At 68.9% G+C, this 24,366-nt stretch carries 22 protein-coding genes; 12 read left to right on the forward strand and 10 right to left on the reverse strand.

What is annotated here, in order from left to right; translation table 11 throughout:
• Positions 1-25 precede the first annotated feature (25 nt).
• From ABZ463_RS25595 to ABZ463_RS25610, 4 genes are read left to right on the forward strand one after another with little or no spacing between them, the layout of a single operon-like run.
• A complete protein-coding gene (locus ABZ463_RS25595) occupies positions 26-532 on the forward strand; it encodes a methylated-DNA--[protein]-cysteine S-methyltransferase (RefSeq protein ID WP_352014976.1) in 507 nt (168 codons plus the stop codon).
• Between the two features lie 10 nt (positions 533-542).
• Complete coding sequence (locus ABZ463_RS25600; protein WP_352014975.1) at positions 543-1,034, forward strand: sigma-70 family RNA polymerase sigma factor; 492 nt, start codon at positions 543-545, stop codon at positions 1,032-1,034.
• The gene (locus tag ABZ463_RS25605; RefSeq protein ID WP_352014974.1) at positions 1,031-1,630 is read left to right on the forward strand and encodes a methylated-DNA--[protein]-cysteine S-methyltransferase; all 600 of its coding nucleotides are present in this window, start codon (positions 1,031-1,033) and stop codon (positions 1,628-1,630) included. The genes ABZ463_RS25600 and ABZ463_RS25605 overlap by 4 nt, the downstream gene beginning before the upstream one ends.
• Positions 1,627-2,349: a 2OG-Fe(II) oxygenase gene (locus ABZ463_RS25610; protein WP_362779702.1), complete on the forward strand. Its 723-nt coding sequence runs from the start codon at positions 1,627-1,629 to the stop codon at positions 2,347-2,349. The genes ABZ463_RS25605 and ABZ463_RS25610 overlap by 4 nt, the downstream gene beginning before the upstream one ends.
• A gap of 598 nt (positions 2,350-2,947) precedes the next feature.
• Here the strand turns inward: ABZ463_RS25610 and ABZ463_RS25615 are convergent.
• A complete protein-coding gene (locus tag ABZ463_RS25615; protein WP_352014972.1) occupies positions 2,948-3,277 on the reverse strand; it encodes a hypothetical protein in 330 nt (109 codons plus the stop codon).
• An 871-nt stretch (positions 3,278-4,148) separates the two neighbouring features.
• Between ABZ463_RS25615 and ABZ463_RS25620 the strand changes: the two genes are divergently transcribed.
• The 7 genes from ABZ463_RS25620 to ABZ463_RS25650 all read left to right on the forward strand — a co-directional run bounded on the left by ABZ463_RS25620 (position 4,149) and on the right by ABZ463_RS25650 (position 13,106).
• Positions 4,149-5,321 (forward strand): hypothetical protein, encoded by a 1,173-nt coding sequence (locus ABZ463_RS25620; protein ID WP_362779704.1) that lies wholly within the window; start codon positions 4,149-4,151, stop codon positions 5,319-5,321.
• Positions 5,318-6,241, forward strand: a complete 924-nt coding sequence (locus tag ABZ463_RS25625) for a hypothetical protein (RefSeq protein ID WP_362779706.1) — start codon at positions 5,318-5,320, stop codon at positions 6,239-6,241. Before ABZ463_RS25620 ends, ABZ463_RS25625 begins: the two co-directional genes overlap by 4 nt.
• Positions 6,238-7,056, forward strand: coding sequence for a class I SAM-dependent methyltransferase (locus ABZ463_RS25630; RefSeq protein WP_362779708.1), 819 nt, complete (start codon positions 6,238-6,240; stop codon positions 7,054-7,056). The genes ABZ463_RS25625 and ABZ463_RS25630 overlap by 4 nt, the downstream gene beginning before the upstream one ends.
• A 36-nt stretch (positions 7,057-7,092) precedes the next feature.
• Positions 7,093-8,010, forward strand: coding sequence for a hypothetical protein (locus tag ABZ463_RS25635; RefSeq protein WP_362779710.1), 918 nt, complete (start codon positions 7,093-7,095; stop codon positions 8,008-8,010).
• Positions 8,011-8,058: 48 nt separating this feature from the next.
• On the forward strand, positions 8,059-9,066 hold the full coding sequence (locus ABZ463_RS25640) for a DMT family transporter (RefSeq protein WP_362779712.1): 1,008 nt from the start codon (positions 8,059-8,061) through the stop codon (positions 9,064-9,066).
• The gene (locus ABZ463_RS25645; protein ID WP_352014966.1) at positions 9,063-9,791 is read left to right on the forward strand and encodes a YggS family pyridoxal phosphate-dependent enzyme; all 729 of its coding nucleotides are present in this window, start codon (positions 9,063-9,065) and stop codon (positions 9,789-9,791) included. The genes ABZ463_RS25640 and ABZ463_RS25645 overlap by 4 nt, the downstream gene beginning before the upstream one ends.
• Before the next feature lie 663 nt (positions 9,792-10,454).
• Complete coding sequence (locus tag ABZ463_RS25650) at positions 10,455-13,106, forward strand: hypothetical protein (RefSeq protein WP_362779714.1); 2,652 nt, start codon at positions 10,455-10,457, stop codon at positions 13,104-13,106.
• A gap of 201 nt (positions 13,107-13,307) precedes the next feature.
• On the opposite strand, the gene ABZ463_RS25655 is transcribed toward ABZ463_RS25650, so the two are convergent.
• A complete protein-coding gene (locus ABZ463_RS25655) occupies positions 13,308-14,489 on the reverse strand; it encodes a cytochrome P450 (protein WP_362779716.1) in 1,182 nt (393 codons plus the stop codon).
• Between the two features lie 381 nt (positions 14,490-14,870).
• Here ABZ463_RS25655 and ABZ463_RS25660 point away from each other — a divergent pair, with 381 nt between their 5' ends.
• Entirely contained in the window at positions 14,871-15,998 is a 1,128-nt protein-coding gene (locus ABZ463_RS25660; RefSeq protein ID WP_362779718.1) for an SGNH/GDSL hydrolase family protein, read from the forward strand.
• An 87-nt stretch (positions 15,999-16,085) separates the two neighbouring features.
• Here the strand turns inward: ABZ463_RS25660 and ABZ463_RS25665 are convergent, their stop codons facing one another.
• The 8 genes from ABZ463_RS25665 to ABZ463_RS25700 form a co-directional block, all read right to left on the reverse strand.
• Positions 16,086-16,559 carry a lasso peptide biosynthesis B2 protein gene (locus ABZ463_RS25665; protein ID WP_362779720.1) on the reverse strand — a complete coding sequence of 158 codons (474 nt, stop codon included), beginning with the start codon at positions 16,557-16,559 and terminating at the stop codon, positions 16,086-16,088.
• Positions 16,556-16,813 (reverse strand): lasso peptide biosynthesis PqqD family chaperone, encoded by a 258-nt coding sequence (locus ABZ463_RS25670; RefSeq protein ID WP_352014961.1) that lies wholly within the window; start codon positions 16,811-16,813, stop codon positions 16,556-16,558. The genes ABZ463_RS25665 and ABZ463_RS25670 overlap by 4 nt, the downstream gene beginning before the upstream one ends.
• Positions 16,791-18,653 (reverse strand): asparagine synthase-related protein, encoded by a 1,863-nt coding sequence (locus ABZ463_RS25675; RefSeq protein WP_362779723.1) that lies wholly within the window; start codon positions 18,651-18,653, stop codon positions 16,791-16,793. Before ABZ463_RS25675 ends, ABZ463_RS25670 begins: the two co-directional genes overlap by 23 nt.
• A gap of 38 nt (positions 18,654-18,691) precedes the next feature.
• On the reverse strand, positions 18,692-18,838 hold the full coding sequence (locus ABZ463_RS25680) for a lasso RiPP family leader peptide-containing protein (RefSeq protein WP_352015074.1): 147 nt from the start codon (positions 18,836-18,838) through the stop codon (positions 18,692-18,694).
• A 537-nt stretch (positions 18,839-19,375) separates the two neighbouring features.
• The gene (locus ABZ463_RS25685) at positions 19,376-19,663 is read right to left on the reverse strand and encodes a hypothetical protein (RefSeq protein WP_352014959.1); all 288 of its coding nucleotides are present in this window, start codon (positions 19,661-19,663) and stop codon (positions 19,376-19,378) included.
• 577 nt (positions 19,664-20,240) lie between these two features.
• Positions 20,241-21,752, reverse strand: coding sequence for a tetratricopeptide repeat protein (locus ABZ463_RS25690; protein ID WP_362779727.1), 1,512 nt, complete (start codon positions 21,750-21,752; stop codon positions 20,241-20,243).
• Between the two features lie 509 nt (positions 21,753-22,261).
• Positions 22,262-22,861 (reverse strand): choice-of-anchor P family protein, encoded by a 600-nt coding sequence (locus ABZ463_RS25695; RefSeq protein WP_362779730.1) that lies wholly within the window; start codon positions 22,859-22,861, stop codon positions 22,262-22,264.
• Positions 22,862-23,079: 218 nt separating this feature from the next.
• Positions 23,080-24,315 (reverse strand): glycoside hydrolase family 18 protein, encoded by a 1,236-nt coding sequence (locus ABZ463_RS25700; protein WP_362779733.1) that lies wholly within the window; start codon positions 24,313-24,315, stop codon positions 23,080-23,082.
• Positions 24,316-24,366: the final 51 nt, after the last annotated feature.

Consider the following 24,366-nt stretch of genomic DNA (forward strand, 5'->3'; position numbering starts at 1 on the left):
CAGGGTGAGAGCGAAAGGAGCCGGTATGAACACGCGACACACCGTGGTGGACACCACCCTGGGACCGGTCACGATCGTCGCCGAGGGTGACGCGGTCACCGGCCTGTACTTCCAGCACCACACCCGCCGTCCGGCGCAGGAGACGTTCGGCGCAGTGGCCGTCGGCGACGCCCTGCTCACCGAGGCCGCCACGCAGGTGAGGGACTACCTCGCCGGCCGCAGGCAGGCGTTCGCCCTGCCGCTGCGGGCGGCCGGGGACGCCTTCCAGCAGGCGGTGTGGAGCATCCTGAACGAGATCCCGTACGGCGAGACGACGACCTACGGCCGTGTCGCGGAGCGACTCGGCGACCGTGGCCTGGCGTACCGCGTCGGCCAGGCGGTCGGCGCGAACCCGCTGTGCGTTCTCGTGCCCTGCCACCGCGTGCTCGGCGCGAACGGGAACCTCACCGGGTACGCCGGGGGACTGGGACGCAAGCGGGCCCTGCTGGAACTGGAGGAGCCCGCCCAGGTCACAGCGGGACGCCTGTTCTGATGGGATCGAGATGAAGCAGCCGTTCGAGAAGGTGGTCGCGCGGCACGGGGTGACCGTGCTGCGCGTCTGCCGCGCCCTCCTGGGCGTGCACGACGCCGACGACGCGTGGTCGGAGACGTTCCTGTCGGCCCTGCGCGCCTATCCCGACCTGCCGGAGACGGCGAACGTGGAGGCCTGGCTCGTCACCATCGCGCGCCGCAAGGCGATCGACGTCCACCGGGCCACGAGGCGGAACGCGGTCGCCGTCGAAGACCTTCCCGAGACGCCGAGCGGTCTCGGTGTCCCCGGCGGTGACGACATGGACCTGTGGGACGCGGTGGTGAAGCTGCCGGACAAGCAGCGTCAGGCCATCACCTACCGGTACCTCGCCGGGATGTCGCACGCGGAGATCGCGGCGATCCTCGGCGGCACCGCCGAGGCGGCGCGCAGAGCCGCGGCCGACGGGCTGAACACCCTCAGGAAGAGCTACCCGGGCGCTCACGCGAAAGGAGCATCCTCATGAACGACATCCTCGGCGTGCTGTCGGCGCCCGTCGACCCCGAGACGATGGCACGGCTGCACGCCCGGCTCGCGCGTGAGGCGGAGGCCGAAGGACTCGTGGACGTCGCCTACACCGTCGTCGACTCCCCGGTCGGGAGGCTGCTGCTCGCGGCGACCCCGAAGGGTCTCGTCCGGGTGGCCTACCAGAACGAGGACCACGACCGGGTGCTGGAGACGCTGGCGAGCAGGCTCAGCCCCCGCGTCCTGCACGCCCCCCGGCGGCTTGAGGCCGCCGCGCGGGAGATCGAGGAGTACTTCGGCCGCCGCAGGAGGACGTTCGACCTGCCCCTGGACCTGTCGTTGTCACGGGGGTTCCGGCAGCTCGTGCAGGAACACCTGCCGGAGATCGGCTACGGGCGGACCCTCAGCTACCGGCAGGTCGCCGAACTCGTCGGCAGTCCCAAGGCCGTCCGCGCCGTCGGCACCGCCTGCGCGACCAACCCCCTCCCCGTCGTCGTTCCCTGCCACCGGGTGCTCCGCGCCGACGGCTCCCTCGGCGGCTACATCGGCGGTCTCGACGCCAAGACCACCCTGCTGAACCTGGAGGCCGCGGCATGACGACGAGGGTCGATCCGTGGCGCGAGCGCGTCGACGCCGCCGACTGGGCCGCCGTCACGGCCGAGATCGACGAGTACGGCGGAGCCCTGCTCCCGCGACTTCTCACCTCGGAGGAGACCGCCGGGTTCTGCGAGATGTTCGACCGGGACGAACTGTTCCGCAGCACGATCGACATGGGCCGGTACCGCTTCGGCGAGGGGCGGTACCGGTACTTCGCGGCGCCGTACCCGGAACCGATCGAGCGGTTGAAGCAGGCGCTCTACCCGCGGCTGCTGCCCATCGCGCGTGACTGGTGGGCCAAACTCGGCCGCCCCGCGCCGTGGCCCGACACGCTCGACGAATGGCTCGCGATGTGTCACGAGGCCGGGCAGACCAAGTCGACGGCGATCCTGCTGCGATACCAGGAGAAGGACTGGAACGCCCTGCACCACGACCTCTACGGCGACCTCGTCTTCCCCCTCCAGGTCGTGATCAACCTCAACCGGCCCGGCGTGGACCACACGGGAGGCGAGTTCCTGCTGATGGAACAGCGTCCCCGCGCGCAGTCACGGGGGACGGCGGCACTCCTGCCGCACGGACACGGCTACCTCTTCACCACCCGGGACCGTCCCGTCCGGTCGAGCCGGGGATGGTCGGCGGCGCCGGTCCGTCACGGTGTGTCCGCCATCCGCTCCGGCCTGCGCCACACCCTGGCCCTCGTCTTCCACGACGCCGCGTGAGCGCCGTGAGCCCGCGCCCGGACCTCCACGGGGCGAAGAGCCTCCCGGCCACCGGGGACGCGACGCCGATGTACGGCGCGCCCGACGAAATTCCCGAAGGCGTTTTTCAGGGAACCGTCCCGGTGGACGCCCCTACGGTCTTATTCGGGGTGACCATCGGGAGAACACGGCCTGAACGCGTGTCGAATCGCCGGCCTACCCTTGGATTCGTGTCCGGATCATTGGGTCTGACACCCACTGACATTAAGGGCACTCGATTTGACTGATTGCTGAAAACCGCTTCTGACCGGTGGGAAAAACACGGTCAATTGAAGGTCCCGACGGCCGGGATTCTGGTTATTCCTCGCGGGTCCGGCATGGCGTTGGCCCGTGAACGGGGAGACCGGCCGGTGGGCTCCGGGGCTCGGCGGGTCGCCGGGCCCCGGACCTCGACCCCGAGGCGTTACAGGGCCAAAACTCCACAGAGGGTGCGGGCAACGGGATCAGAACCAGTTCGAAGCCGCCGTCACCTGCTACGGCCGAGGTTCACAGGACCCGTCGCGGTCCTGGACGTCTGGCTTCGTCGCCGCACTCCTCGCTGCACGTCCGGACGGATTTGTCAGGCGAACCTGACCTGGATCGGGTCGAACGCCCCCCCGGAGAATCCTGACAGCGTCGACCAGGCGCCACCGCTCACCCAGACGCCGTTGTGCCACGAGCATGAGCCGGGGCGGCAGTACTGGGCCTCGACCCGATAGGACAGGCTCGTCCCGGTGCACGACACCTGGGCGTACGTGCTCACGTCGGTTTGCCGGGTGCACTCGGCGTTGAGCGGGGCGTTCACCATTTTGATGGCGGTTGTGTGAACGGGGGACGCGGAGGCGGGGGTGGCCAGCGACGAGGCGGCGATGAACGCGGCGATCCCCAGACCGATGAGGCGACTTGACATGATTCTTCTCCATTCGTAAAAGACTCTGTCAAACCCTGGGATCATAACCATGTAAAAGATGAGATGTACACTCTCGTCGACCTTTCGGGCTTGGGGATGCGGCCGTTTATGTCCCACTCCAGGACTTCGGATACGGCTTGAGCCGCAGGCCTCAGGGCATTTCGACGGCGGCCCGGCCTACCGGCCGTCGTCGACGTGGGACGCGTCCTCGCGAGTGCCGGGCCCCGCGGCCGGGGTTCTCCAGGACGTGCGGAGGCGGTGCCGAACGGACCGGGCCCGGCGCGCGCAAGGGCTCCGCCCGTGACGGCCCCCGCGACCGGATCGCCACGAGTGGGTACGGGTAGCCTCCCGGGAGCCGGGAGCCGGGAGCCGGGAGCCGGGAGCCGGGAGCCGGGAGCCGGGAGCCGGGAGCCGGGAGCCGGGAGGGGTCGTGTCCGAAAACAAATAAACTCCCCTGTCCTTTTTGAATTCCGGCGACGGACACGCGGCGAGCATTTTCTTGTTTCCAAGTAGGGATTTATCCGGCCGTTGATCGGGGAGGACGTTCGCGCGTGCGGCCCCCATATGGAATGTGTGAACTTCACTCATTGGGTGTGAAAACTTCACGAGCGAGATAGGGGAACTTCGCCGAATGCCTGGTCGTGCCGGGGAACCCCACCCGGCGGTGCGTGACCTGCGCCGATACGGAGTTATGCGGAACCTGAAAGAGGGGCCTTGACTCCCCCTTCTTGCTCGATTAGTAATAGTTACGGTCAAGTTACGCGAGCCGCCAAATAGTCACGGCCGGGTCGCGCCGCCCCCGCTGCGGGCGGAAAGCAACGGCACTCCCCTTCGTCATCCCGGTATCCGTGTTCTAAGAGGGAGAATTCTCATGCGTGACCGCCTGACCTCCGTCGTCTCCGAATTCGGCACACCGTGCTATGTGTACGACGAGAACCTGATCGACAGGAACGTCAGCCGATTCACCGGCCTGGCATACCCGGAGAAGGCGGTTCACTTCGCCTCCATGGCCAACAACAACCCCCGCCTCCTCGAACTGGTCAGGCAGCGGGGCCTGGGCATCTTCGTCAACTCCCTGAAGCACATGAAGCTGGCTCTGAACTGCGGATTCAGCCCCAGCGAGATCATCTACACCTCGACGGGGGTGCGGCGCGAGGACCTGGCGTTCATCGTCGAGCACGGGGTGGCCGTCAACCTGGACTCGATCGGCCAGCTGCGGCTTTTCGGCGAGGTGAACCCGGGCGGACGCTGCGGTATCCGGCTGAACATCGACGAGAACTCCCTCGACAACGTCTTTATCGGCGCCGAGAGCCGTATCGGCGTCCTCGAAAGTGAATTCGAGAAGGTCATGGCCACGGCCAAGGAGTACGACATCACCATTGTCGGAACGCACGTCTACCTTGGTACGAACATTGTCTCCCTGGCGACCATGATGCAGGGGGTCAAACGCACCCTCGAACTCTCGAACCACTTCGCCGACCTCGAATACGTGGACCTGGGCGGCGGCTTCCCGGTCAGGGGCGACGACGCCATCGGTTTCGACTACGCCGAGTACGACAAGAGCATCAGCGAGGTTTTCAACGCCTACTCGAAGGAGCGCGGCCGTCCGATAAAGCTCATTCTTGAGCCCGGACGCTCCCTCTTCGGGGACACCGCTGTTTTCTGCACCTCCGTGCTCGACGTGAAGGAAAGGCCGGACCGCTTCCTGGTCTGCTGCGACGCCAGCGCGACCCTGCTTCCGCGGTCGATGTTCTACAACGAGTTCCACAACGTGGACGTCCTGGGCAAGAGCGGAGCCGTGCTTGAGAAGCCGGTCGACGTCGTGGGATCGACGACGTACTCCCGCGACTTCCTGGCCAAGGGCATCCACCTGCCCGCGCTGGAGCCCGGGGACGTCCTGGTCTTCGACCAGGCGGGAAGCTACTGCTACTCGATGATCACGCAGTTCCTCGGCCAGACCGAGCCGTGTGAGGTGCTGCTCGACAAGAGCGGCGAGCCCACGCTCATCCGGTCCCGTGAGCAACTGACCGGGAGCGACCGTTGACCGACGGACGCTGGTCGTTCGAGGAGATCGCCCCGGGCGAGGCTCACCGCCACCGGATCGTCGCGGAGGTCTGCTCCACCAGGAGCGCCTTCCAGCACATCCAGGTGCTTGAGACCGAGAGCTACGGCCGGGGCCTCTTCCTCGACGGACGGATCCAGCACGTCGCCGCGGACGAGTACATCTACAGCGAGAGCATGGTCCACCCGGCCATGTTCCTGCTGGGGGGTTCCTGCGAGCGGGCACTGTGCATCGGGGCGGGGCCCGGCGGTGTCGTGCGCGAGCTGTTGAGATACCCCGGGGTCGGCGAGGTGGTCCAGGTGGAGATCGACACCTCGGTCATCGACGTGGCCCGCGACCACCTGCCCCACGTCGGCACCGAGCACTGGTCCGACCCCCGGGTCCGGCTCCAGATCGCGGACGTGCTGGAGTACCTCGACGACGAGCCCGGCCGGTTCGACCTCATCGTCAACGACCTGAGCGAACCGCTGCCCGGCAGCCCCGCCTCCGAGGTGTTCTCGGCGCGGAGCGTCGGCCTGATGCGGTCCAGACTCAGCGAACGCGGCCTCTACGTCTCGTGGTGCGGCTCGGTCGGCCCCCGCTCGTCGGAGATGGCCGCACGGATCGGCGCCGTGGTCGAGCGGGTCTTCCCGCACGCCTACCGCTACGTCACACACCCGCAGTCGTACGGAACGGTCTGGATGACGGTCATCGGCTCCAACCTGCCGCTCGACCCGCTGGGCACCGGAGCCGCCGAGATCGACCGCCACCTCGCGGAGCGGATGACCGGCACCCTCCGCCTCTACGACGGGATCACCCACCACCACATGTTCCACGTGCCGAAGGACGTGCGCGAGGCCGTGGCCGGCGTCGACCTCGAACAGCCGATCCAGCTTCTCGTCGACGGGAGTGCCCGGACATGAAGACCGAGAACGAGAACTTCACCGCCGTCGCCCGGCTCTACGACGAGGAGATGCCGGGCAACAACCTCGTCCACGACCTCATCTACCCCGAGGTCTACGGACAGGGCGAGTACATCGGTCAGTTCAGCGACAACAGCGCCTCCGAACTCCGGCTGATGGGCTCGGCCATGAAGCTCCCGCCGGGCGCGGCGGTGCTCGACATCGGCTGCGGCACCGCCGCCGTCGCGAGCTTCCTCGCGGGGGAGTTCCGCTGGAGGATCACCGGCATCGACGTGGCGGGAAGCCCGCTGGAGAAGGCGAGAGACCGGATCACCGCGACGGGTCAGCGGGAGGAGATCCGGCTCGTGCACGGAAACGTCTACGAGCAGGAGTTCGACGGACCCTTCGACGGAGCCTACGGAACCGGCGCGTTCTGCCACTTCGACGCCGCCAGGCTCTTCGCCCGCTGCCGTGAGCTCCTGCGGCCCGGCGGCTCGCTCGCCTTCCTCGAACGGGTCCGCACGGGGGAGCTGGACGAACGGGAGTGGCACTCGCTGACCACGGAGTGGGCCTGCCCGAGCGTCTACTCGACCGGCGAGTACGCCGACCTCCTCACCGACGCGGGCTTCGCGGTGACGGAGTGCCTCGACCTGACCGAGACCTTCCGCGACTGGCAGGACAGGTCGGTCACCGTACGGCACCGCCTCCGCGACCGGATCGTCGCCCTGACCTCGCAGGAGTACTTCGAGACGAGCACCCGGCTGGCCGACTACGAGAACGCCGTCACCAAGGCGGGAAAGCTCGGCTACGCCCTCGTCGTCGCCACCGCCCGCTGACCGTCCACACCTTCGCGAACACCACAGGGGAATCCCATGCCGGCCGGACAGGTTGTCGAACCCATCACCGCCTACGAGCGGCACGTCCACGACGTCGTGACCGTGCACCGCGCCGGCCGTACCCCGGTCCAGGAGTTCGCGATCGTCGAGCTCGGCACGTACGGCCCCGCCCTCCTGCTCGACGGGCGGGTCCAGTCGACCGCGGGGGACGAGGCCCACTACCACGAGGCGCTGCTGTACCCCGCCTACGCGATGAGTGACCGGGTCGAGCGCGTGCTGGTCCTCGGCGGAGCGAACGGCGGTGTCCTGCACCGGCTGTGCGCCCTGCCCGGCCTCCGGCGGGTGGTCCAGCTCGACGTCGACGGCGAGCTGTACGAGATCACCAGGTCGATGCTTCCCCACATGCACCGGGGGGCCGACCGCGACCCCCGGTGCCGCGTCGTGTTCGGGGACCCCCGGGCTCTCGTCCGCGAGGTCCGTGAGGCAGGTGACGACTTCGACCTGGTGGTCGCCGACCTTCCCGACGCCACGGAGGGGTCGGCGACCGAACGGCTCTTCACGGCGGAGTTCTACGCCGAGGTCAGAGGTGTCCTGCGGCCCGGAGGGCTCTTCGCGACGCAGGCGGGACCCGCGCACTTCCTCGCCGCGGACTTCTTCGCCGGCACCCTGCGGACCCTGGGATCGGTCTTCCGGTACGCGACGCCGTACGCCATCTCGGTGCCCTCCTACGGAGTGCCGTGGGGGTTCGTCGTCGCCGGGGACACCGTCGATCCCACGGGTGTGACGGAGGAGCGGGTGGCGGCGGCCATGGCGAAGGTGGACCCGAAGGCGTCCACCGTCTACGACGCCGTCACCCACCGCCACATGTTCGCGCTGGAGCGGCGGCTGCGCGAGGCGCTGGCCGACTCCGGAACAGTGGCCACGGACCGGAAGCCGATCAATGTAGTTTCGTGATCACTTCCGGCTTTCCGCACAGACGACGCGATGGAGAGATGAGACCCGATGGTAGTTCCCGGTAGGTCCTCGCTCGCCGGCACCACGGCCGCTGTCGCGACGGGGATCACCGCCAACCTCATCTGGGGCCTCGCGTTCCTGGTCCCCGTCCTGCTCAGCGCCTTCGACCCGGTGGTCATCACGCTCGGCAGGTACGTCAGCTACGGCATCCTGTCGCTGCTGATCCTCGCGGTCACCAGGACCCGGCTCCGTGGCCTCGGAAGAGACGTCTGGCTCATGGCCGTCCTGTTCGCCTTCACCGGCAACGTCGGCTACTACTTCTTCGTCGTCCAGGGCGTCGCCCTGGTCGGAGCCCCCGTCGTCACTGTGATCATCGGTACCCTCCCGGTCACCGTCGCCCTCTACGGCAACTGGCGGCACAAGGAGTTCCCCTTCGGCCGCCTCGCCCTGCCCATCGCCCTCATCGCCGCCGGGCTCGTCCTCGTCAACCTCACCGAGGCCGGTTGGTCGGGCACCGGAGACCGGCCGCTCGCCGCCCAGCTCGCCGGCGCGGGCTGCGCCCTCCTCGCCCTGCTGATGTGGACCTGGTACGGCGTCGCCAACGCGGCCTTCCTCAAGACCCACCCGGAGATGTCCTCGGGGCGGTGGTCGACCCTCATAGGCGTGGTGACCCTCGTCATGGCACTGCTGGCCAGCCCACTGCTGCTGCTCGGCGCCTCCGCCTCCCCCGCCCCCGGCACCGGTGGGGCGAGGGACTCGGTGGCCTGGCTGATAGCGGGCAGCCTCATCCTGGGCGTCATGGTCTCCTGGGTCGGCACCCTGCTGTGGAACAGGGCCTCCCACCAGCTCCCGGTCTCGGTCTCCGGACAGCTCATCGTCTTCGAGACGATCTCCGGGCTCGCCTACGTCTTCCTCGCCGAACGTCGTCTGCCGCCGCCCGTCGAGATCGTGGGCATCGCCGTCGTCATCATCGGTGTCCTGATCGGCATCCGGCGGTCGATGCGTCAGGCCGTCCGCGAGCCCGTCGGCCACCTCAACGATGGGAAGGACCGATGAACTCCGAAGAACTGCTCGTCAGGCTGACCGCGATCCGGGACAGGGTGACCGTCGCGGCCGAGAAGTCCGGCCGGAACGGCGAGGAGGTGACCGTCATCGCGGTCACCAAGACCCATCCGGCCACGACCGTCGCCCACCTGTACGGCACCGGCGTGACCGATCTCGGGGAGAACCGGATCCAGGAGGCCTCCACCAAGATCGACGAACTGGGCCACGACCCCTGGCGCTGGCACCTCATCGGGTCCCTGCAGTCCAACAAGGCGGCCCAGGCGGTGCGGATGTTCGACGTCGTCCACTCCGTCGACACCCTGAAGCTCGCCCGGCGTCTCGACCGGGTCCTCGCCGACGATCCCGAGCGGGGCCCGATGCGGATCCTGCTCCAGGTCAACGTCGCCGACGAGGCGAGCAAGTCCGGTTTCGACCTCCGCGGCCCCGGTGACGGGGAGAGATGGGAACGGTTCCTCGGCGTCGTCCGTGAGATCGCGGCGCTGCCCAACCTGGTGCCGTGCGGCCTCATGACGGTCGCCCCCCTGGTGGACGACCCGGAACAGGTCCGTCCCTGCTTCCGGGCTCTCGCCCGCATCAGGGACGCGCTGCGCGAGCACGTGCCGGACCGCGACTGGCGTGAGCTGTCGATGGGCATGTCCAACGACTTCGAGATCGCCGTCGAGGAGGGTGCCACCCTGGTGCGGATCGGCAGGGCCATCCTGGGGGCCCGGAGCTGACGGGGGCACACCCGTGCGGCGGAATCGCTTCCCGTTGGCGTGAAAAAGCAGATGAACATTCCTATCCTATCGGACTTACCGTCAAATAACGCAGGGTATAGCGAAATTAACGCTTTGCATGTGATCCATGGTGGTTTGGTGTTAAATTCAGCCATGGCGAGGTGGTGACTCGCTCTCAGTGATTTCGTTACGCCTGAAGGGCTGAAACGATCATGAGTGATAATTCGGCTGATTTTTCGAGACAGGTTCCGACGGCGATCGGGAGTGAAGAGAAGGGCTTCGGCGTCACGGCGGGGCGGGGGGCGCGCTGCCGCGGTGTGTCTCCGGAACGGCTCTGATCAGGCGCAATACATCTGAGGTGCCGTGATTGCGGTCGTCGGCCAGAACGGCACCGGTTCTCAGGCGGTGTTACGGGAGCGGACAGGCGAACTTCCGGGATCGATGCGGATCCGGCTGTACGGGGCGGCGCCCTGTCGGGGCAGGCGGGCACCATTGGCAGGCGGACACCGAACGCCGGAGCCGTCACGCCTTTCCCCTGATATTTCGGGATGCGCCATGAATGTTCCTCACGATCCATCCGATATTCCGGTTTTCCCTGGCGCCGGGTATCTCCTGCGGTTGATCGCCAGGCTCGCTCGCCGACCGAGACGTGGTGAATGTCCGGTGCCCGACAGCCACAGAGGGGTGAGGCAGGGCAGAGAAGGACTTCCGATCGTCTACGTCGTCGGTGCCGAGAAGCACACGAAACTCTCCCACGGTCTCGCCCACTTCCTGCGTGAGGCCGATCCACGCCGGGTGCCGTACGGCCTGTGCGTCTTCTCCGACCGGGCGTTGGGCTCGGAACGTGAGTCCGTCGAGGTCACGCGCGCCGCGTTGGCGGAACTGGCGCAGGCGTTCGGCCGCGATGTCAACGGCCGTGACGGCAAGGTGCGGTTCCGCAGGTTCGGCCTGGTCAACTGGCTCCTGCAACAGAGCGACGCGGACGCCGTGGACGGCCACACACCGACGCTCCTGCGCAGGCTTCGGGAACGTGAGATCCGCCGCAGGGGGGTGTTCGGGTTCCTGCGCTCACCCCAGGCGGAATTCGCCGTGGGCGAGGTGCCCTGGTGGTTACGGCTGCTCTGCCTGTACGTCTTCCCCCTCGCCTGGTTCAGGATACGTCTCGGGCTCGGCGGAGAGTATCGATGGCTGCTTCGCCAGCCGTACCTCTCACCGGCCGATCCGGGCACGTTCATCGGTTTCGCGGAGAAGCTGACGGGCCCGAACAAGGACGTCGAGAACATCGAGCAGCTCCGCAAACTCATGGCGAACGCGTTCATGGAGGACCTGCGTGTCGCCTACCGCCGTCGGTTCTGGCGTCCCAGAGCCGCGCGGCGCATGGCGTACTGCGTGGCGATATTCGACGGGACGACTTCTGAGAACGGGGGCGACACGCTCCTGGAGACCATCATCGACGTCCGCATCGACACAGGGGCCTTCGACCCCCTCCTCGTCATAGCGTGCGACACGGCGGTGCCGGAACCGGGGTCGCGCCTTTACGGCTACTGGGGCGACAACCGGCTCTGGACCCTCGACGACCGGCGTTATGACGGCTGGCGTGACGGCTTCCTGCGCCACGCCCGCGCCAGGACACACGATTCCTGGTACCTCCCGCTGCTCGTTCCCGACCCGATGTCGCCGACCGAAACGGGATACGACTTCATCCGCCAGAAAGAGGTCGCACAGGACGCGCGGCTACGTGTTCCGGCGCCGCCTCTGTGGGCGCGCCGTTCGACCGGCAGGATGCTCGCCGCCGCCGTGGCCCTGGTGCTGGCCGGTGCCGGTGTCAGACAGTGGTACGCCATCCAGGACTACCAGAGCGCCCACTGCGGGCTGGACGTGTTCGCCGCCGACTCCGGCACGGTCCAGACCATGTCCACAGGTGAGTGCGTCGGCGTCTCGCGGTACGGATTCTCCTTCCAGACCTCGGACGGAAAGCTGAAGGCGACCCTCCAGACCGTCAACGAGCTGAACCGCAAGGCCGACGAGCTGCACAAGCAGGACCCGAAACGCCCCCTGATCACGCTCGTTCACCTGTCGGCGTTGTTCAGCACCACCGACAGATCCCCACGGGCACGGGCCTACGTGCGCGAGGCCCTGCAGGGGGCGGCCAGCGCGCAGTCACGTCAACTCCGCAGGTCCGGTCCCGTAGAGCCCATAGTCCGCATCTATCCGGCGAACGCGGGGTCGGGAATGAGGTACGGCCCCCAGGTCGCCGAGATCCTGGCGCGCCTCAAGGAGAAGGACCCCACGATTCTCGGCGTGACCGGCCTCGACCAGAGCAGGGACGCCACCAGCCGGACGATCCGCGCCCTGACCAAGGTCGGGCTCCCCGCGGTGGGCACGATCCTCTCCGCGGACACCCTCATCCGCCAGTCGCCCATGTACTTCCAGATCTCGCCGCAGAACAGGCGTGAGGCCGAGGTCGCCGCGGCGTACGCGGGCCGCCTTCGCTACAGAACAGGGGAGAAAATAGACCGCAAGGTTCGCATACTTTATTCCGACGATCCGATGGACATCTACAGCGACAATCTGAAGGACGACGTCGAGAAGAGCTTCAAGGAGATCGGTTTCGCCACCGAGGTCATTCCGTACTCCACTCCGAGCGTGGACTCCAGCAGGATCTCCGCCGGGCTGATCGACCTGGGAAGACAGGCGTGTCACTACTCAGGGCTGATCTTCTTCGCCGGACGCGCGGAGGACTTCGAGTCGATGCTGGGCGGCGTCAACGAGGCCTGCAACTCAGAACCGCCCACCATTCTCGGTGGCGACGACGTGGCTCGCCTGGCCGCCGACGCCGAACGCCGGAAGAACTTTCCCGGAATCTCCTACGACTTTCTCGACTTCGCGCTCGACGCCGCACGCTGCGACAGCACCAGCGAGCTCTACGCCGAGCTGGCGGAGCTGTTCCCCGACGAGTGCAGTCAGCTGGAGAGCTCCTCGCTGGACGGGCACGCCGCGATCGCTTTCGACGCCGTCAGGCTCTACGTCAACGCCGTCAGGCAGCTGAAGGAGGAGTTCCTGGACATGCCGCTGACGTCGGCGACGATCTGGCACGCCATCAGCGGCGTCTACGGAGACAAGGCGCTCGACGGGGAAAGCGGCATGATCGACTTCGGCGGTGACGTCGACCGTCAGGTCCCGCTGGACAAGCTCATCTCCGTTCAGCGCGTCGACGGCTTCGGCCGACCGGCGCAGGTGGGGTTCTGCGGCCGGGTCGGCGGCCTGAAACAGGCGTCGTGGTGCCCCGCCCTGGAGGTCGGCCCCGTCCGGTGACCCAACGTCAGGCGGCGGGCCGGCTCAGGTTCGCCCGGCGACTCCACCGGCGACGCGGTGCCGTACGGCCCGCCGGTCCGCACAGGGTGCGGACCCGGGCGCGACCGCCTCCGCGCCACCGAACGGTTCCAGGGCGGAGAGTGTCTTTTCACATACACAAAGTGATGTATGTGGGCAAGTTTTCGATAGATCGAAGCCCTGTCACCAGCTGACGGGCAGGGCGGTCAGGCTGCCGGTCACCACGTTCGCGTCGAAGGTCAGCTCCTCCGGCGCGCAGCCGAGCCTCATGGCGGGAAAGCGACCGGTCAACCGGGAGAAGACCGCCTGGAGTTCGATGCGGGCCAGCGGCGCGCCGATGCAGTAGCGGGCGCCGTGGCCGAAGGTCAGGTGCGGTACGGCCGCGCGACCGATGTCGAAGCGGTCGGGGTCGTCGAACACGGCGGCGTCGTAGTTGGCCGCGCCGGTGTCCAGCAGCACCAGGTCACCGGCGCGTATCCGCACGCCGGCGATCTCCAGGTCGGTGCGGGCGTAGCGCGCGATGCCGTCCCCGCCAAGGCTGAGCGCGCGCAGGATCTCCTCGACCGCCGTGCCGATCCGGGACGGGTCGGCCACCAGCGCCTGCCACTGGCCCGCCGTGGCCAGCAGCCACAGCACCCCCGCGTCGATCGCCGTGACCGTGGTCTCGTGCCCGGCGAACAGCAGGATCATGCTCATCGTGGCGGCCTCCTCGTCACTGACCCCGTCGGTGGCGGCCAGCCGGGAGATCACATCGGCGTCGGTGTCGCCCTCGGCCCGTTTACGGGCCACCAGGCGCCGGCCGTAACCGAACAGTTCCTCAAGGCCCTGCTCGGAACGGGCCCGGTCGGTGACGTCGCTCGCGGCCCGGCTCCAGGCGCCGAACTGCTCGCGGTCCTCGTAGGGCACGCCGAGCAGTTCGCAGATGACCGCGATGGGCAGCGGCAGCGCCAGCGCGGAGTGCAGGTCGGCGGGTGGCCCGGCGGCGGCCAGCTCATCCAGCAGGGTGGCGGTGAGCGTCTCGACACGGGCGCGCAGGACGCGCATCCGTTTGGGCGAGAAGTGCGGCTGCAACAGCGAGCGCATCCGCCGGTGGTCGGCCTGCTCGGTCTCGAAGTCGCCCATCGGCCCGCCGAACATCACCGACTCCCCGGTGCGGGAGGCGTGTTCGGGATCGTGGTGGGACCGGCCGAGCCGGTCGTCGTTCAGCAACCGGCGCACCTCCGCGTATCCGGTGACCTGCCATCCGGGGGTGCCGAGGGCGGTGCGGACGGCATGGATGGGGCCACGGGCCTGCAGTTCGCGCAGCAGCGGCGCGGGCAGCATCGGGCCGGGCCGCTCGAACGGCAGCTGAACACGAGTGGTCACGATTCCTCCAGAAGGCAGACGCGGGTGTGGACACACGGAGGGGACGGACCTGGACGCGGCCATCCGCGCCTTCGCCCGCGCCGGATACGCCGCCGGCGTCATTCCGGCGGGCGGCGCAGGGGGGAACGCGGCACCGACGTGGACCTGGTGCCGCACGAGCCGGGCGGGTGTTTTGGCCCCTTAAGTCCTATACCCACTTCCCGTACGGCACCGTCGGGGCGTTCGCACGGTCCGTGGACGATCGGGGCGTCGGGTCGCCGCCGCAGGTCAGATGAGGCCCTGTCCGGCCCCTGACGTCGCGGGCCAGGGATCTGGCACCGCCACAACCCGCATGCTATAGGTAGTCAAACGACTACCAAGAGTGATCGACGTAGGAGAAGCATGCGCCCACCTTCCATCGCCCTGAGCGTCGCCCTCGCCGGTGGCATCGTCGCGAACCTGCTGAGCGGTTCCGTCGCCCACGCCGCCCCGGTCACGACCCCGAACACGACGGCTCAGCAGCCGCTGAAGTGGACCGCGCTCGGCGACTCCTACAGCGCAAACGCCCTCGTGCCCCGCTGGGACCCCAGCGACGGCTGCGCCCGGTCCAGTCACAACTGGGAACAGCAGCTGGCCCAGCGGCTGAACGCCGAGACTCCCGGCTGGGTCCGGCTCACCGACGTCTCCTGCGGCGCCGCCGAGATCGACAAGGGAGTTCTGTCCGAGCAGCCCTGCGACCTGCTCCTTGGCCCGCCGTTCAACCGCGGTACCTGCGCGTGGCCGGCCAGGCCCGCGCAGATCGACGCGCTCAACGGCGACGAGGACGTCGTCACCGTCGGAATCGGCGGCAACACCCTCGGGTTCGCCGACATCCTGGCCAAGTGCCTGGAGATGGGGGTGAAGCAGGGAAACCCGCCGACCCTGGGCCCAGGGTGCAGGGACTACTACGAGAACGGGGAGGGCCGTCAGTGGCTGGCGGACAGGTTCGCCACCCTGACCCGTGAGTACACCCTCATGATGCGGCGGATCCACGAGCGCGCCCCGCACGCGAAGGTGTTCCTGCTGGGCTACCCCACGGTCGTGTCCAGGCCGTTCAACCAGACCACCTGCTACTGGGGGAACTTCAAGCGGCTGGGCACCGTCCGCCTCGGCGTGGACGGCGACTTCCTCATCGCCCTGGAGCGGCGCCTCAACGAGGCGATCAGGCAGCAGGCGCGGGACAACCAGGGGTGGGCCACCTACGTCGACACCTACGAGTCCAGTCAGGGCAAGGGCGTGTGCGCCACGGGCGCCGACCAGTGGATGTACGGAGTGTTCGACGACCTGGTGATCCCCGAAGGCGAGACCAAGCCGGCCGACCCGGCCGAATACCGGTGCGATCTCCTGGACGTGCTCCCGGCCGGCGTCCCCAGGGGTGAGGCCTGCACCCTCATCCACCCCAACGTCCGCGGCGCGGCGAACCAGGCCAACCAGATGTACGCGGCGTTCCGCAGCGCGGGCCTGACCCCGGGACCGAGGTCCAAGGGCTAGGCCGCGACCACACCGGCCCGGCGCGGACGCCGGTGTGGTGAGCGGTGCGACGGCGGGCACCGGCCGGATCGTCGGCCGGTGCCCGTCTCATCGACCGGTGCCCACCGGGTGGTCAGACACAGTGCCGGTCAGGCCGCCGGGACCCCGGTCGGGAGACGGCGGGACGCTGAGGATGACGCCGTAGCCGGTGATGTCGGAGGGCTCGCCGACGGGCCTGCCGTCGGCCTGGATCCAGGCGTGGGCGGCGAAGGGCGGGGTGCGTACGCCGGTGCACCAGGTGGGCCAGTGACCGCGCAGGCGGCACAGCAGGGTCGCGGCGAGAGAGCGCTGCAGGCAGTGGCGTCCGGCGCACATGGTGCTGGTGGCGGTGACGGCGGTGCGGGCGTCCAGCGCCTGGGCGTGTGTGGCGGGACGGGTGCCGTGGCGCAGCAGGGTCAGGACGGCGACGATGCGCCGTGGCGGCAGGTGGGCCAGCAGACGGGCGGCGGCGACGGCGGTGCGGGCGGCGACGCGGGTGCGCAGCGGGGGCCGGGTCTTCGGGGAGCGGAGAGTCTGGCTCACGACCGGACCAGCCCGGTACGACGCAGGTCGTCGAGCAGGGCGGCGATGTCGTCGGCGGCCTGCCGGTGAGTGACCGGTTGACGGCGAACGAGCTGGTCGGCGAGCTGGTCGGCGGTGGTGCCGCCGAGCAGGGCGCGCAGCACCTCGGCTCCGGTGGCGTTGGTCTGCCAGTATCGGCCGCGGCGGGTGTCGAGCAGGATGAGCGCCTGCCCGGTGTCGTAGAGGGTGACATCAGGGCACAGGGTCAGGCTCATGACGGTGGACCTTCAGGTAGGCGGGTTCGGGGTGGGCGGCGATGTCGCGCAGCCAGGCCTCGGCGGCCAGGGTGTGTTCGAGCTCGGCGGCACCGCCGGTGAGCAGGGCGGGGCTGATCAGCGCGCGGCGCAGCGCGCCGGGGTCGGCCAGGCCGATGGCGGCCAGGTGAGAGTCGGTGGCGAAGGCGGCCAGGGTGTGGCGGTTGGCGACCAGGCCGGAGTGCCATTCGTCGCCGCAGTGGTCCTTGGTGGTGCGCTCCAGGATCGCGTCAGGGACCAGGCCGCGCATCGCCTCGGCCAGCAACGGCTTGTAGACCCAGGGGGAGGCGGCGTCCTCGGGCCGGACCGCGAGGCACGCCTCAAGCACCGCGTCGTCACAGAACGGCATGTGGATCGGCAGCCCGCCGCGGTCGGGTCCGTGGGCGGCGGTGATGCCGCAGGCGCCCCGACCGGCCTGTGTCGCCTGCTCGACCCGTGCGTGGTGACCGCGTTCGGCGGCCAGCGGGCCGTCTCCGTTCTCGGCCGCGTCCCGCAGCAGACCGGCGACCAGGTCACGGGCGTGGTCACCGGCCCAGGTGGGCAGGGTGACCGGTGGCCCCCAGCCGACCGGTGGCCTGCCGAGCGCCGTCCTGGGGGAGCCGAGCAGCCGGGCCTGCGCGTTCAGCCAGGAGGGGTAGGAACCCATGTCGGTGAGCAGGCGGGCGGCCGACGCGAGCGGCCAGCGGGAGCGGGCCCGGTAGCCGGTGGTGTGGCGCAACGCCAGCAGCGGGCGGCGGCGGGCCAGGCCGTGCACGTATCCGGGCGGCGGGATCACCGCGTGGTCGCCGCCGTGCCCGGAGAACCGGGCGACGGCGCCGTGCTCGCGCAGCAGTTCGGTCATGTGCTCCTGCTGGAGCCGGTCGCGGATCCCGAGTGAGGGGCCGTCCCCGGGTTCCAGACGGAGGTGCAGGCCGTCGAAGTGCCCCGGCACCCGATCGGAGGGGAACGTCAGGTGCGGCACGCCGAGCGCGTCGACCGCCTGGCGTGCGTAGCGATGGTCCTGGTTGTTCGGATTGGCCCAGTGCAGGGTGGCGGCCACCAGCCGCGCTCCGGCCTCGGCGGCGAGGAACGCCACCGAGGTGGAGTCCGTCCCGCCCGACACGTCCGCTCCCCACACCTGCCCGGTCCGCACCCGCACCGCCACGGCCTCGCACAGGGCGTGCCGCAGGGCGGTCGCGCCCTGCTTCAGCGGTAGCACCGGCTCGGGCGCACGCCACCAGACGCGGGACCGGCCGACGCCGTCCGCGTCCACCAGCAGCGCCCGTCCCGGCCCGATCGACTCCACCCCCTGCCAGGCCACCGCCTCACCCAGCGGGTACGGCACGCCAGGCCCGGCCAGTAAGGCGGCCAGAACGGCCGGGTCCGCCGTCGCCCCCGTCAGATGAGCGAGCGTCCGCGCCCGGTCGGCCACCACGGTGACCCCGCCCATCCGGGCGTGGTAGAGCCGTCGTGCCCCGAACGCGCTTCCCCGCGCGTAGGTCTCTCCGTCGACGGAGGCCAGCACCGCGAACGAACCGGCGGCTCCGTCCAGCACCGCCTCCACCTCCTGTGGGCGGCTCACGGCGACCGATCGCCGTGCCAGTTCGTCCCCGCCGAGGGAACACAGGCCGAGGACCGCCAGCCGTACCCGGCCCGAACCCGTCAGGACCAGCTCGTCGCCGTCCCAGCACCCCACCAGCCAGGGACGGCCGGACGCGTGCGGCACCACGTGGCACCCACGCCCCAGAACCCGCCCGACGGCGTCACCCGCCGCCGCGCAATCCGGCAGCGCCACCAGCCACGATCGGCCGCACCCGCGCATCCGGCCGCCCCCTTCCTGCTACGAACAGTCGGTCAGTGTCAGTCTTCGCCGTACGGACGGAAGAAGAAGGTGCCTTCCGGGCGCTCCGGGTCGAGGTTGCCGAGGGTCGTGGCGGCGAACGCGCCGACCTCCGCCACCAGCGGCGGCTCGTACACCTTCACCGGCTCCGGCATGTCCTGCTTCATCTGATCCACCTCCTTTCCTGAGCAGTCGATGACGCCATTACAGCTAAAAGTAAGTGCCTGATGACTATCTGTTACTACCTGGGACGGAGAGCTTCGCATCACGCGGCCACCAGCTGAGCGTCACCGGTTCCGCATGTCACACTGCGTTATCGGCCAAGTTGGCCTGATTCCTGTAGGCGGGGAGCCATGGGCCGCCGCGACGCCGTCCGGAGGTGTGGATCCCGGCGCCGGTCCGCTGTACGGACGGTCCGGGCGGTCGTCCTGTGGGTGCGGCGCGGGCCTGCCGACGTCGGCCGAGGCTCTACGGCGCCGGGTGAGGTGGGGCCGAGCCCTTCCAGGCGGACCTCGCGCGGCTCGCCCCTGGGGCCGGGGTGTCGTCACGCCGCAGGCGGGCGAGCCGTGGATCACGGTTCCGGCGGCGGCCGTGGACGGTACTACGCCGGGTTCTCTCCGTGCCCGGGGAGGGCGACGTCGCCGCCGGAGGGTGGTTGAGGCAGGGGCCCGGCCTGTCCGGCCGCGCCCCTGCCCGGTCGGTTGTCAGGCGACGAAGACGCTGCTGCCGAACTCCTGGGTGGTGCGTCCGCCGGGCTGGACGACGGCGACGATCTGGCCCGTGCAGTTGGGGCCGCTGTAGACGAGCGCGTACTCGTTGGTCTCGTTGCGCAGGATCAGCGGCCTCAGGCGCGCGTCGACGCAGCCGGACGGGTTCTCGACCACCTGGCCTCCGCCGAACACGAGCCGCCCGTGCGCGGCCATGGCGGTGGTGGGCAGCAGGGTCAGTGCCGCCGCACCGAGGGCGGCGAGAAGGTGGACGCTACGTCGCATGATGGGGCTCCCCTGTTCGGGCCGAGGCGGTGTTTCCGCCATAGGACATTCCGATCATGCACTCTGTGTAGTCGTTCGGCCACAAAGGTGAAGGCGTGTCTTCGGTGGCGGGTGGATCCGACGGGGTTGTCCGTCGGCGCTGCCAGGGGTCCGGGTGCGCCGGGCCGGAGGGCGCTTCGAGAGAAGCCCGGGTGGTCTCTCCGGCGACCTTGTGGCGGCCGTGTCGAGACGGTCTTTCGGTGGCCGTCCGCGAGCCGCCGGAACAGGGGGACGTAGGAGTTCGGCGGGATTTCCGTTGAGTGTTGGTTTCTGTTCGTCTCCGGTTTGTCCGAGGGCTTCTACGCCGTTTACCGACAGGGGCGGTCCTGGGAGAAATAGGAACGATTGATTTATCCCGTGCCTCTTGGGAAAAGCCTGCGAGGTCGAAACGTGCCACGTGCGTGCCGAAGGCGATCCGCCGTACCGCTCTTCGCCTCGAAGACGCACGAAGATGTGGTGGCCGGTTCGCTCCCGGCACGCGAACGGCTGAACGCCGTGAACCGTCGGCACAGACCGCTCGGGTGACGCGCCGCCGTACTCAGGGGGTACGGATCTTCCCGAGGCTCGCCCGTGCCACCCGGGTGATCCGATGCCTGGCCCCCAGAACCCGCTCGCAGTCCGCCAGGGTCCGTTCGTACAGCTCGACGGCCTGCCTGGTCCGCCCGGTCGTCTGGTAGGAGTTCGCGAGGTTCAGCCGGGAGATCAGGGTGTCGAGGTGGTCGGGGCCGAAGCCCTGTTCGCAGCCTGCCACCGCTCGTTCGTACAGTTCGACGGCCTCCGGCCGTTCGTTCGCCTGGTAGGCGTGCGCGAGGTTCTGGCGGGCGTTGTTGGTGGCGAGATGGTCGGTGCCGAGGGCGCGTTCGCAGGCGATCAACGCCTGTTCGCACAGGCCGACGTCCCCTTCGATCTTTCCGGCCACCCGGTAGACGTTTATGAGGCTGTTGCGCACGGTCAGGGTGATGAGATGGTCGGAACCCAGCACGCGTTCACAGTCGGGCAGCAGGTTCTCGCCCACGCGCATGGCCGGTTTCACCTTCCTCATCAGAATGAAGGACCGCATGACGTCCGCACGGCCGGCCAGGGTGTCGGGATGGGTGGAGCCCAGAGCCGCCGCCTGCCGACGCTCCACATGCACGTAGTGGCTCAGGGCCGGTCTCATCCATCGCAACGCTTCGTAGGCGCTCGCGAGGCCGCGGCAGGTGGCCAGGGTGTCGGGGTGGTCGAAGCCCAGTGTCTTCCTGCGCCGGGCCAGCGTCCGCTTGTAGAGGGCGACGGCCTCTCTCATTCTCCCCGTCAGCTGGTAGGCCTGGGCGAGACCGTGGCGACTGGCCAGGGTGATGGGGTGGTCGGGGCCGAAGGCCCGCTCGCAGCCGGCCATCATCTGTTCGCACAGGGCGACGGTCTTGTCCACCTGGCCTTTCGCCCAGTAGGCGTCCACGAGGCCACGACGGATGGCCAGGGTGGCGGGGTGGTCGTTGCCGAAGGCCTGCTCGCAGCCGGCCAGCGCCTTTTCGCTCGTGGCAAGGGCCTTGTCCGGCTCACCTGTCGCCTGGTACGCCTCGGCGAGGTTCTTGAGGCTGGTCACGGTGGTGAAGTGGTCGGTGCCGAGGGCCCGTTCGCAGTCGGCCACCAGTCGTTCGTGCAGGGTGATGGCCTTGTGCGTCTCACCCGCCGTCCGGTACGACTCGGCGAGGTTGTGCCGACTGGCCAGGGTGTCGGGGTGATCGGCGCCGAGAACCCGCTCCCGGTCGGCCACCACCTGTTCGGACAGAGCGATGCTCTTGACCGCCTCGCCTGCCGCCCAGTGGGCGCTCGCGAGGTTGTGGCGGCTGTCCAGGGTGTCGGGGTGATCGGCGCCGAGGACCCGCTCCCGGTCGGCCACCACCTGTTCGTAGAGGGTGATGGCCTTGTCCGCCTGCCCCGCCGTCCGGTGGGCCTCGGCGAGGTCGTGGCGGCAGGTCAGGGTGTCCGGATGGTCGGGGCCCAGGGTGCGTTCGAGGTCGGCCAGCGCTCGCCGACACAGTGCGACGGACGACCGTGCCCCGTTCATAACCACTCGACGGTCACGCCACGGGTGGCCCACGCCACCGCCGCCGACAAAGGCCCTTCGCGCCATGAACCATGCTGAATCGTCATAGCTCCATTTTGGAGGTGGAAATCGTTTGCCGTGGGCGGTGGGATCGGAAATCTCGTGAACGTTCGCACGCCCCCGCGTTTCGCCACATGAGTGAGGGCGTCAAGAACGGAGGGCCGGAGGTTCCACCCGTTTGTCAATATCTCTATTTCATGCTTAATGTCGCCCGTATTACGCGCCGGGCCATTTCCCGATTTCCATGGAGAGACCGGGACGGTGGTCCCGGACGGCCCGGGAGACGGCCCCGCGGACAGGCCGGGCCCCGTTCACCGACGTCCGCTTCCACGCCACGCGGTGTGACCGGGAGTGCTGGCGCCGGACGGCCACCCGCTCTCGCCGACCTGAATCGTGTCGCGTCGAGGGCGGATCGCCCGGTCGCGGAGCGTTCGCACGTCCGGGCGGGGCGCTGGAGTGCCGTGGCCGTTCTACGCCAGGCGGGTGCAGGTGACCGAGCCGAGAACGAAGCTGGGGCCGCTGTTCATGGTGATGTGCAGGGCGTTGACGGTGAGGGTGCCGTCCGAGGCCCTGACCTGCTGTTCGTTGACGACGGCGGAGCCCCCGTCGAAGGTTATGCGTTCGGGCGCCGGTATGACGCCTTCGCCCGCCACGCTGTTCCCGAAATGGTTTCTCCCCATGCGGACCTCGGCCCTGATGCCGGTTCCGGTGGAGGCGCAGGAGGCGCTGAGGTTCTCGACCTCGATGGTTCTGCCGAACGCCAGGATGCCTTTGACCTGGGCGTCGGCCCACAGGGAAGTGCTCTGGCGCTGCGCGGCGACGTGGAACTCCTGGGCGCTGAGGATCTGCATGTAGGGCTTGCCGAGGACCCAGGGCCCGCCCCTGGCGGAGGTGGGCCCTGCGGCGGAGTCGGCGTGGGGCAGCGGGCCCGCGGAAAGCGCTCCCTGGGCCCAGACCCCGTAGGCCGTCGCCTTGATGACGGCGGCCGAGGACGGAGTGGCCGGGAGCACCGCCGTGAGCAGCCCCACGGCCAGCAAGCCGATCGCGCCGATGTGTCGTCGAGCAGGCACCTTGAGCTCCTTCGCGGCCGTACGTCGAGGGTTTTGCGGGCGACTCCCTACGAGGGCCACCCTCCCGGATCTTAACGTTACGTAGTCGCATATATCCATGGAGTTCGGAACTCTCGCCGTCGACGACGCCGGACTCCCGGGACCGCCGCCTGACCTGAACCCGGGGGCGGCCCCGGTGAGGGTCGTCGGTGGTCAGGGCCGTGGTGCGTGGTTCCGGGTCACTGCAGGCCGGTGTGGAGGGCGGTGACCAGTTCGCCGTCGGAGGTGTCGCCGCTGGCCTCCCAGAAGAAGGCGCCGCCGAGTGACTTCTGCTTGATGTAGCTGGTTTTGCCGTCGATGCTCTCGGGGGCGTCGTAGCTCCACCAGTTGGGGCTGCAGTAGGCGTAGATGGTGCCCGCGATGCTGCCGCCGCCGCTGTTCGGGTTGCTGCTGATGAAGGGGCACGTGGTTTTGAGGACCTTGTAGTCCTCGACGCCCGTGTTGGTGTCCGTGTCCCAGGTGCCCCTGGCCGGGCCGGTGGCCGTACCGCCAGGGGCCTTCTGGGTGACGCCGGTCCAGCCGCGGCCGTAGAAGGGGATGCCCAGCAGGAGTTTTCCTGCGGGAACGTGAAGGGACAGGAGCTTGTCGATGGCCGCGCTGGCGTTGAAGTCCTTCCTGGGGATACCGGTGTAGTTGACCAGCGGTGCGTGGGGGGCGGTGGGGCCGTGGCCGGACGTGCTGTCGAAGGGGCCGAAGTAGTCGTAGGTCATGACGTTGTACCAGTCGACGTACTGTGCGGCGTCCGCGTAGCCCGCGGTCTCGATCTTTCCGCCGGCGGTTCCGTCACCGCTGATGGCGGCGGTGACCAGGCGACTCTGACCGAACTTGGTGCGTAGCGCCGACATCAGTTTCTTGTAGTCGGCGGGATTGTTGGGGTACTCCCAGTCGATGTCGATGCCGTCGAAGAGACCGGCCCAGCGGGAGTCCTCCAGGAGGTTGTAGCAGGATTCGGCGAAGGCCTGCGCGTTCTTCGCGGCCTCGGCGAAGCCGCCGGACCAGGACCAGCCACCGAAGGAGTAGAGGATCTTGAGGCCGGGATGCCTGGCCTTGAGCTTGCGCAGCTGATTGAAGTTGCCGTACAGCGGGCCCGTGTCGGCCACGCCGTCGACGCTGTGCGCGGCGTCGTACTGCTTCTGGTAGGCGGCGTACGCGTCGCCGATGGCGCACTTGCCGCCGGTCACGTTGCCGAAGGCGTAGTTGATGTGGGTCAGCTTGGCCGCCGTGCCACTCGTTTCGAGGTTCTTGGCGTGGTAGTCGCGGGCGTAGACCCCCCACTCGATGAAGTAGCCGACGAGTTTCTTCGACTCGACATGCGCCGCCGGGGTTGTGGAGGCGTTGGCGGGCAGGGCGGGGGTGCTCAGGGTCAGGGCGAGGACCGCGGCGGCGGCCAGGCGTATCGGGAAGGCAAAACGCACGGGATCTCTCCTTCGCATGACGTCTCCCCGGAAAAGGGAGAGTTCGGGTCA

The organism is Streptosporangium sp. NPDC020145, assembly GCF_040631275.1.
GTDB lineage: Bacteria > Actinomycetota > Actinomycetes > Streptosporangiales > Streptosporangiaceae > Streptosporangium.

Bases quoted from the DNA above. Each gene is read 5' to 3' on its own strand.
- ABZ463_RS25595 (WP_352014976.1), top strand. From the start codon at position 26: ATGAACACGCGACACACCGTGGTGGACACCACCCTGGGACCGGTCACG.
- ABZ463_RS25600 (WP_352014975.1), top strand. From the start codon at position 543: ATGAAGCAGCCGTTCGAGAAGGTGGTCGCGCGGCACGGGGTGACCGTG.
- ABZ463_RS25605 (WP_352014974.1), top strand. From the start codon at position 1,031: ATGAACGACATCCTCGGCGTGCTGTCGGCGCCCGTCGACCCCGAGACG.
- ABZ463_RS25610 (WP_362779702.1), top strand. From the start codon at position 1,627: ATGACGACGAGGGTCGATCCGTGGCGCGAGCGCGTCGACGCCGCCGAC.
- ABZ463_RS25615 (WP_352014972.1), bottom strand. From the start codon at position 3,277: ATGTCAAGTCGCCTCATCGGTCTGGGGATCGCCGCGTTCATCGCCGCC.
- ABZ463_RS25620 (WP_362779704.1), top strand. From the start codon at position 4,149: ATGCGTGACCGCCTGACCTCCGTCGTCTCCGAATTCGGCACACCGTGC.
- ABZ463_RS25630 (WP_362779708.1), top strand. From the start codon at position 6,238: ATGAAGACCGAGAACGAGAACTTCACCGCCGTCGCCCGGCTCTACGAC.
- ABZ463_RS25635 (WP_362779710.1), top strand. From the start codon at position 7,093: ATGCCGGCCGGACAGGTTGTCGAACCCATCACCGCCTACGAGCGGCAC.
- ABZ463_RS25640 (WP_362779712.1), top strand. From the start codon at position 8,059: ATGGTAGTTCCCGGTAGGTCCTCGCTCGCCGGCACCACGGCCGCTGTC.
- ABZ463_RS25645 (WP_352014966.1), top strand. From the start codon at position 9,063: ATGAACTCCGAAGAACTGCTCGTCAGGCTGACCGCGATCCGGGACAGG.
- ABZ463_RS25660 (WP_362779718.1), top strand. From the start codon at position 14,871: ATGCGCCCACCTTCCATCGCCCTGAGCGTCGCCCTCGCCGGTGGCATC.
- ABZ463_RS25670 (WP_352014961.1), bottom strand. From the start codon at position 16,813: ATGAGCCTGACCCTGTGCCCTGATGTCACCCTCTACGACACCGGGCAG.
- ABZ463_RS25675 (WP_362779723.1), bottom strand. From the start codon at position 18,653: ATGCGCGGGTGCGGCCGATCGTGGCTGGTGGCGCTGCCGGATTGCGCG.
- ABZ463_RS25680 (WP_352015074.1), bottom strand. From the start codon at position 18,838: ATGAAGCAGGACATGCCGGAGCCGGTGAAGGTGTACGAGCCGCCGCTG.
- ABZ463_RS25685 (WP_352014959.1), bottom strand. From the start codon at position 19,663: ATGCGACGTAGCGTCCACCTTCTCGCCGCCCTCGGTGCGGCGGCACTG.
- ABZ463_RS25690 (WP_362779727.1), bottom strand. From the start codon at position 21,752: ATGAACGGGGCACGGTCGTCCGTCGCACTGTGTCGGCGAGCGCTGGCC.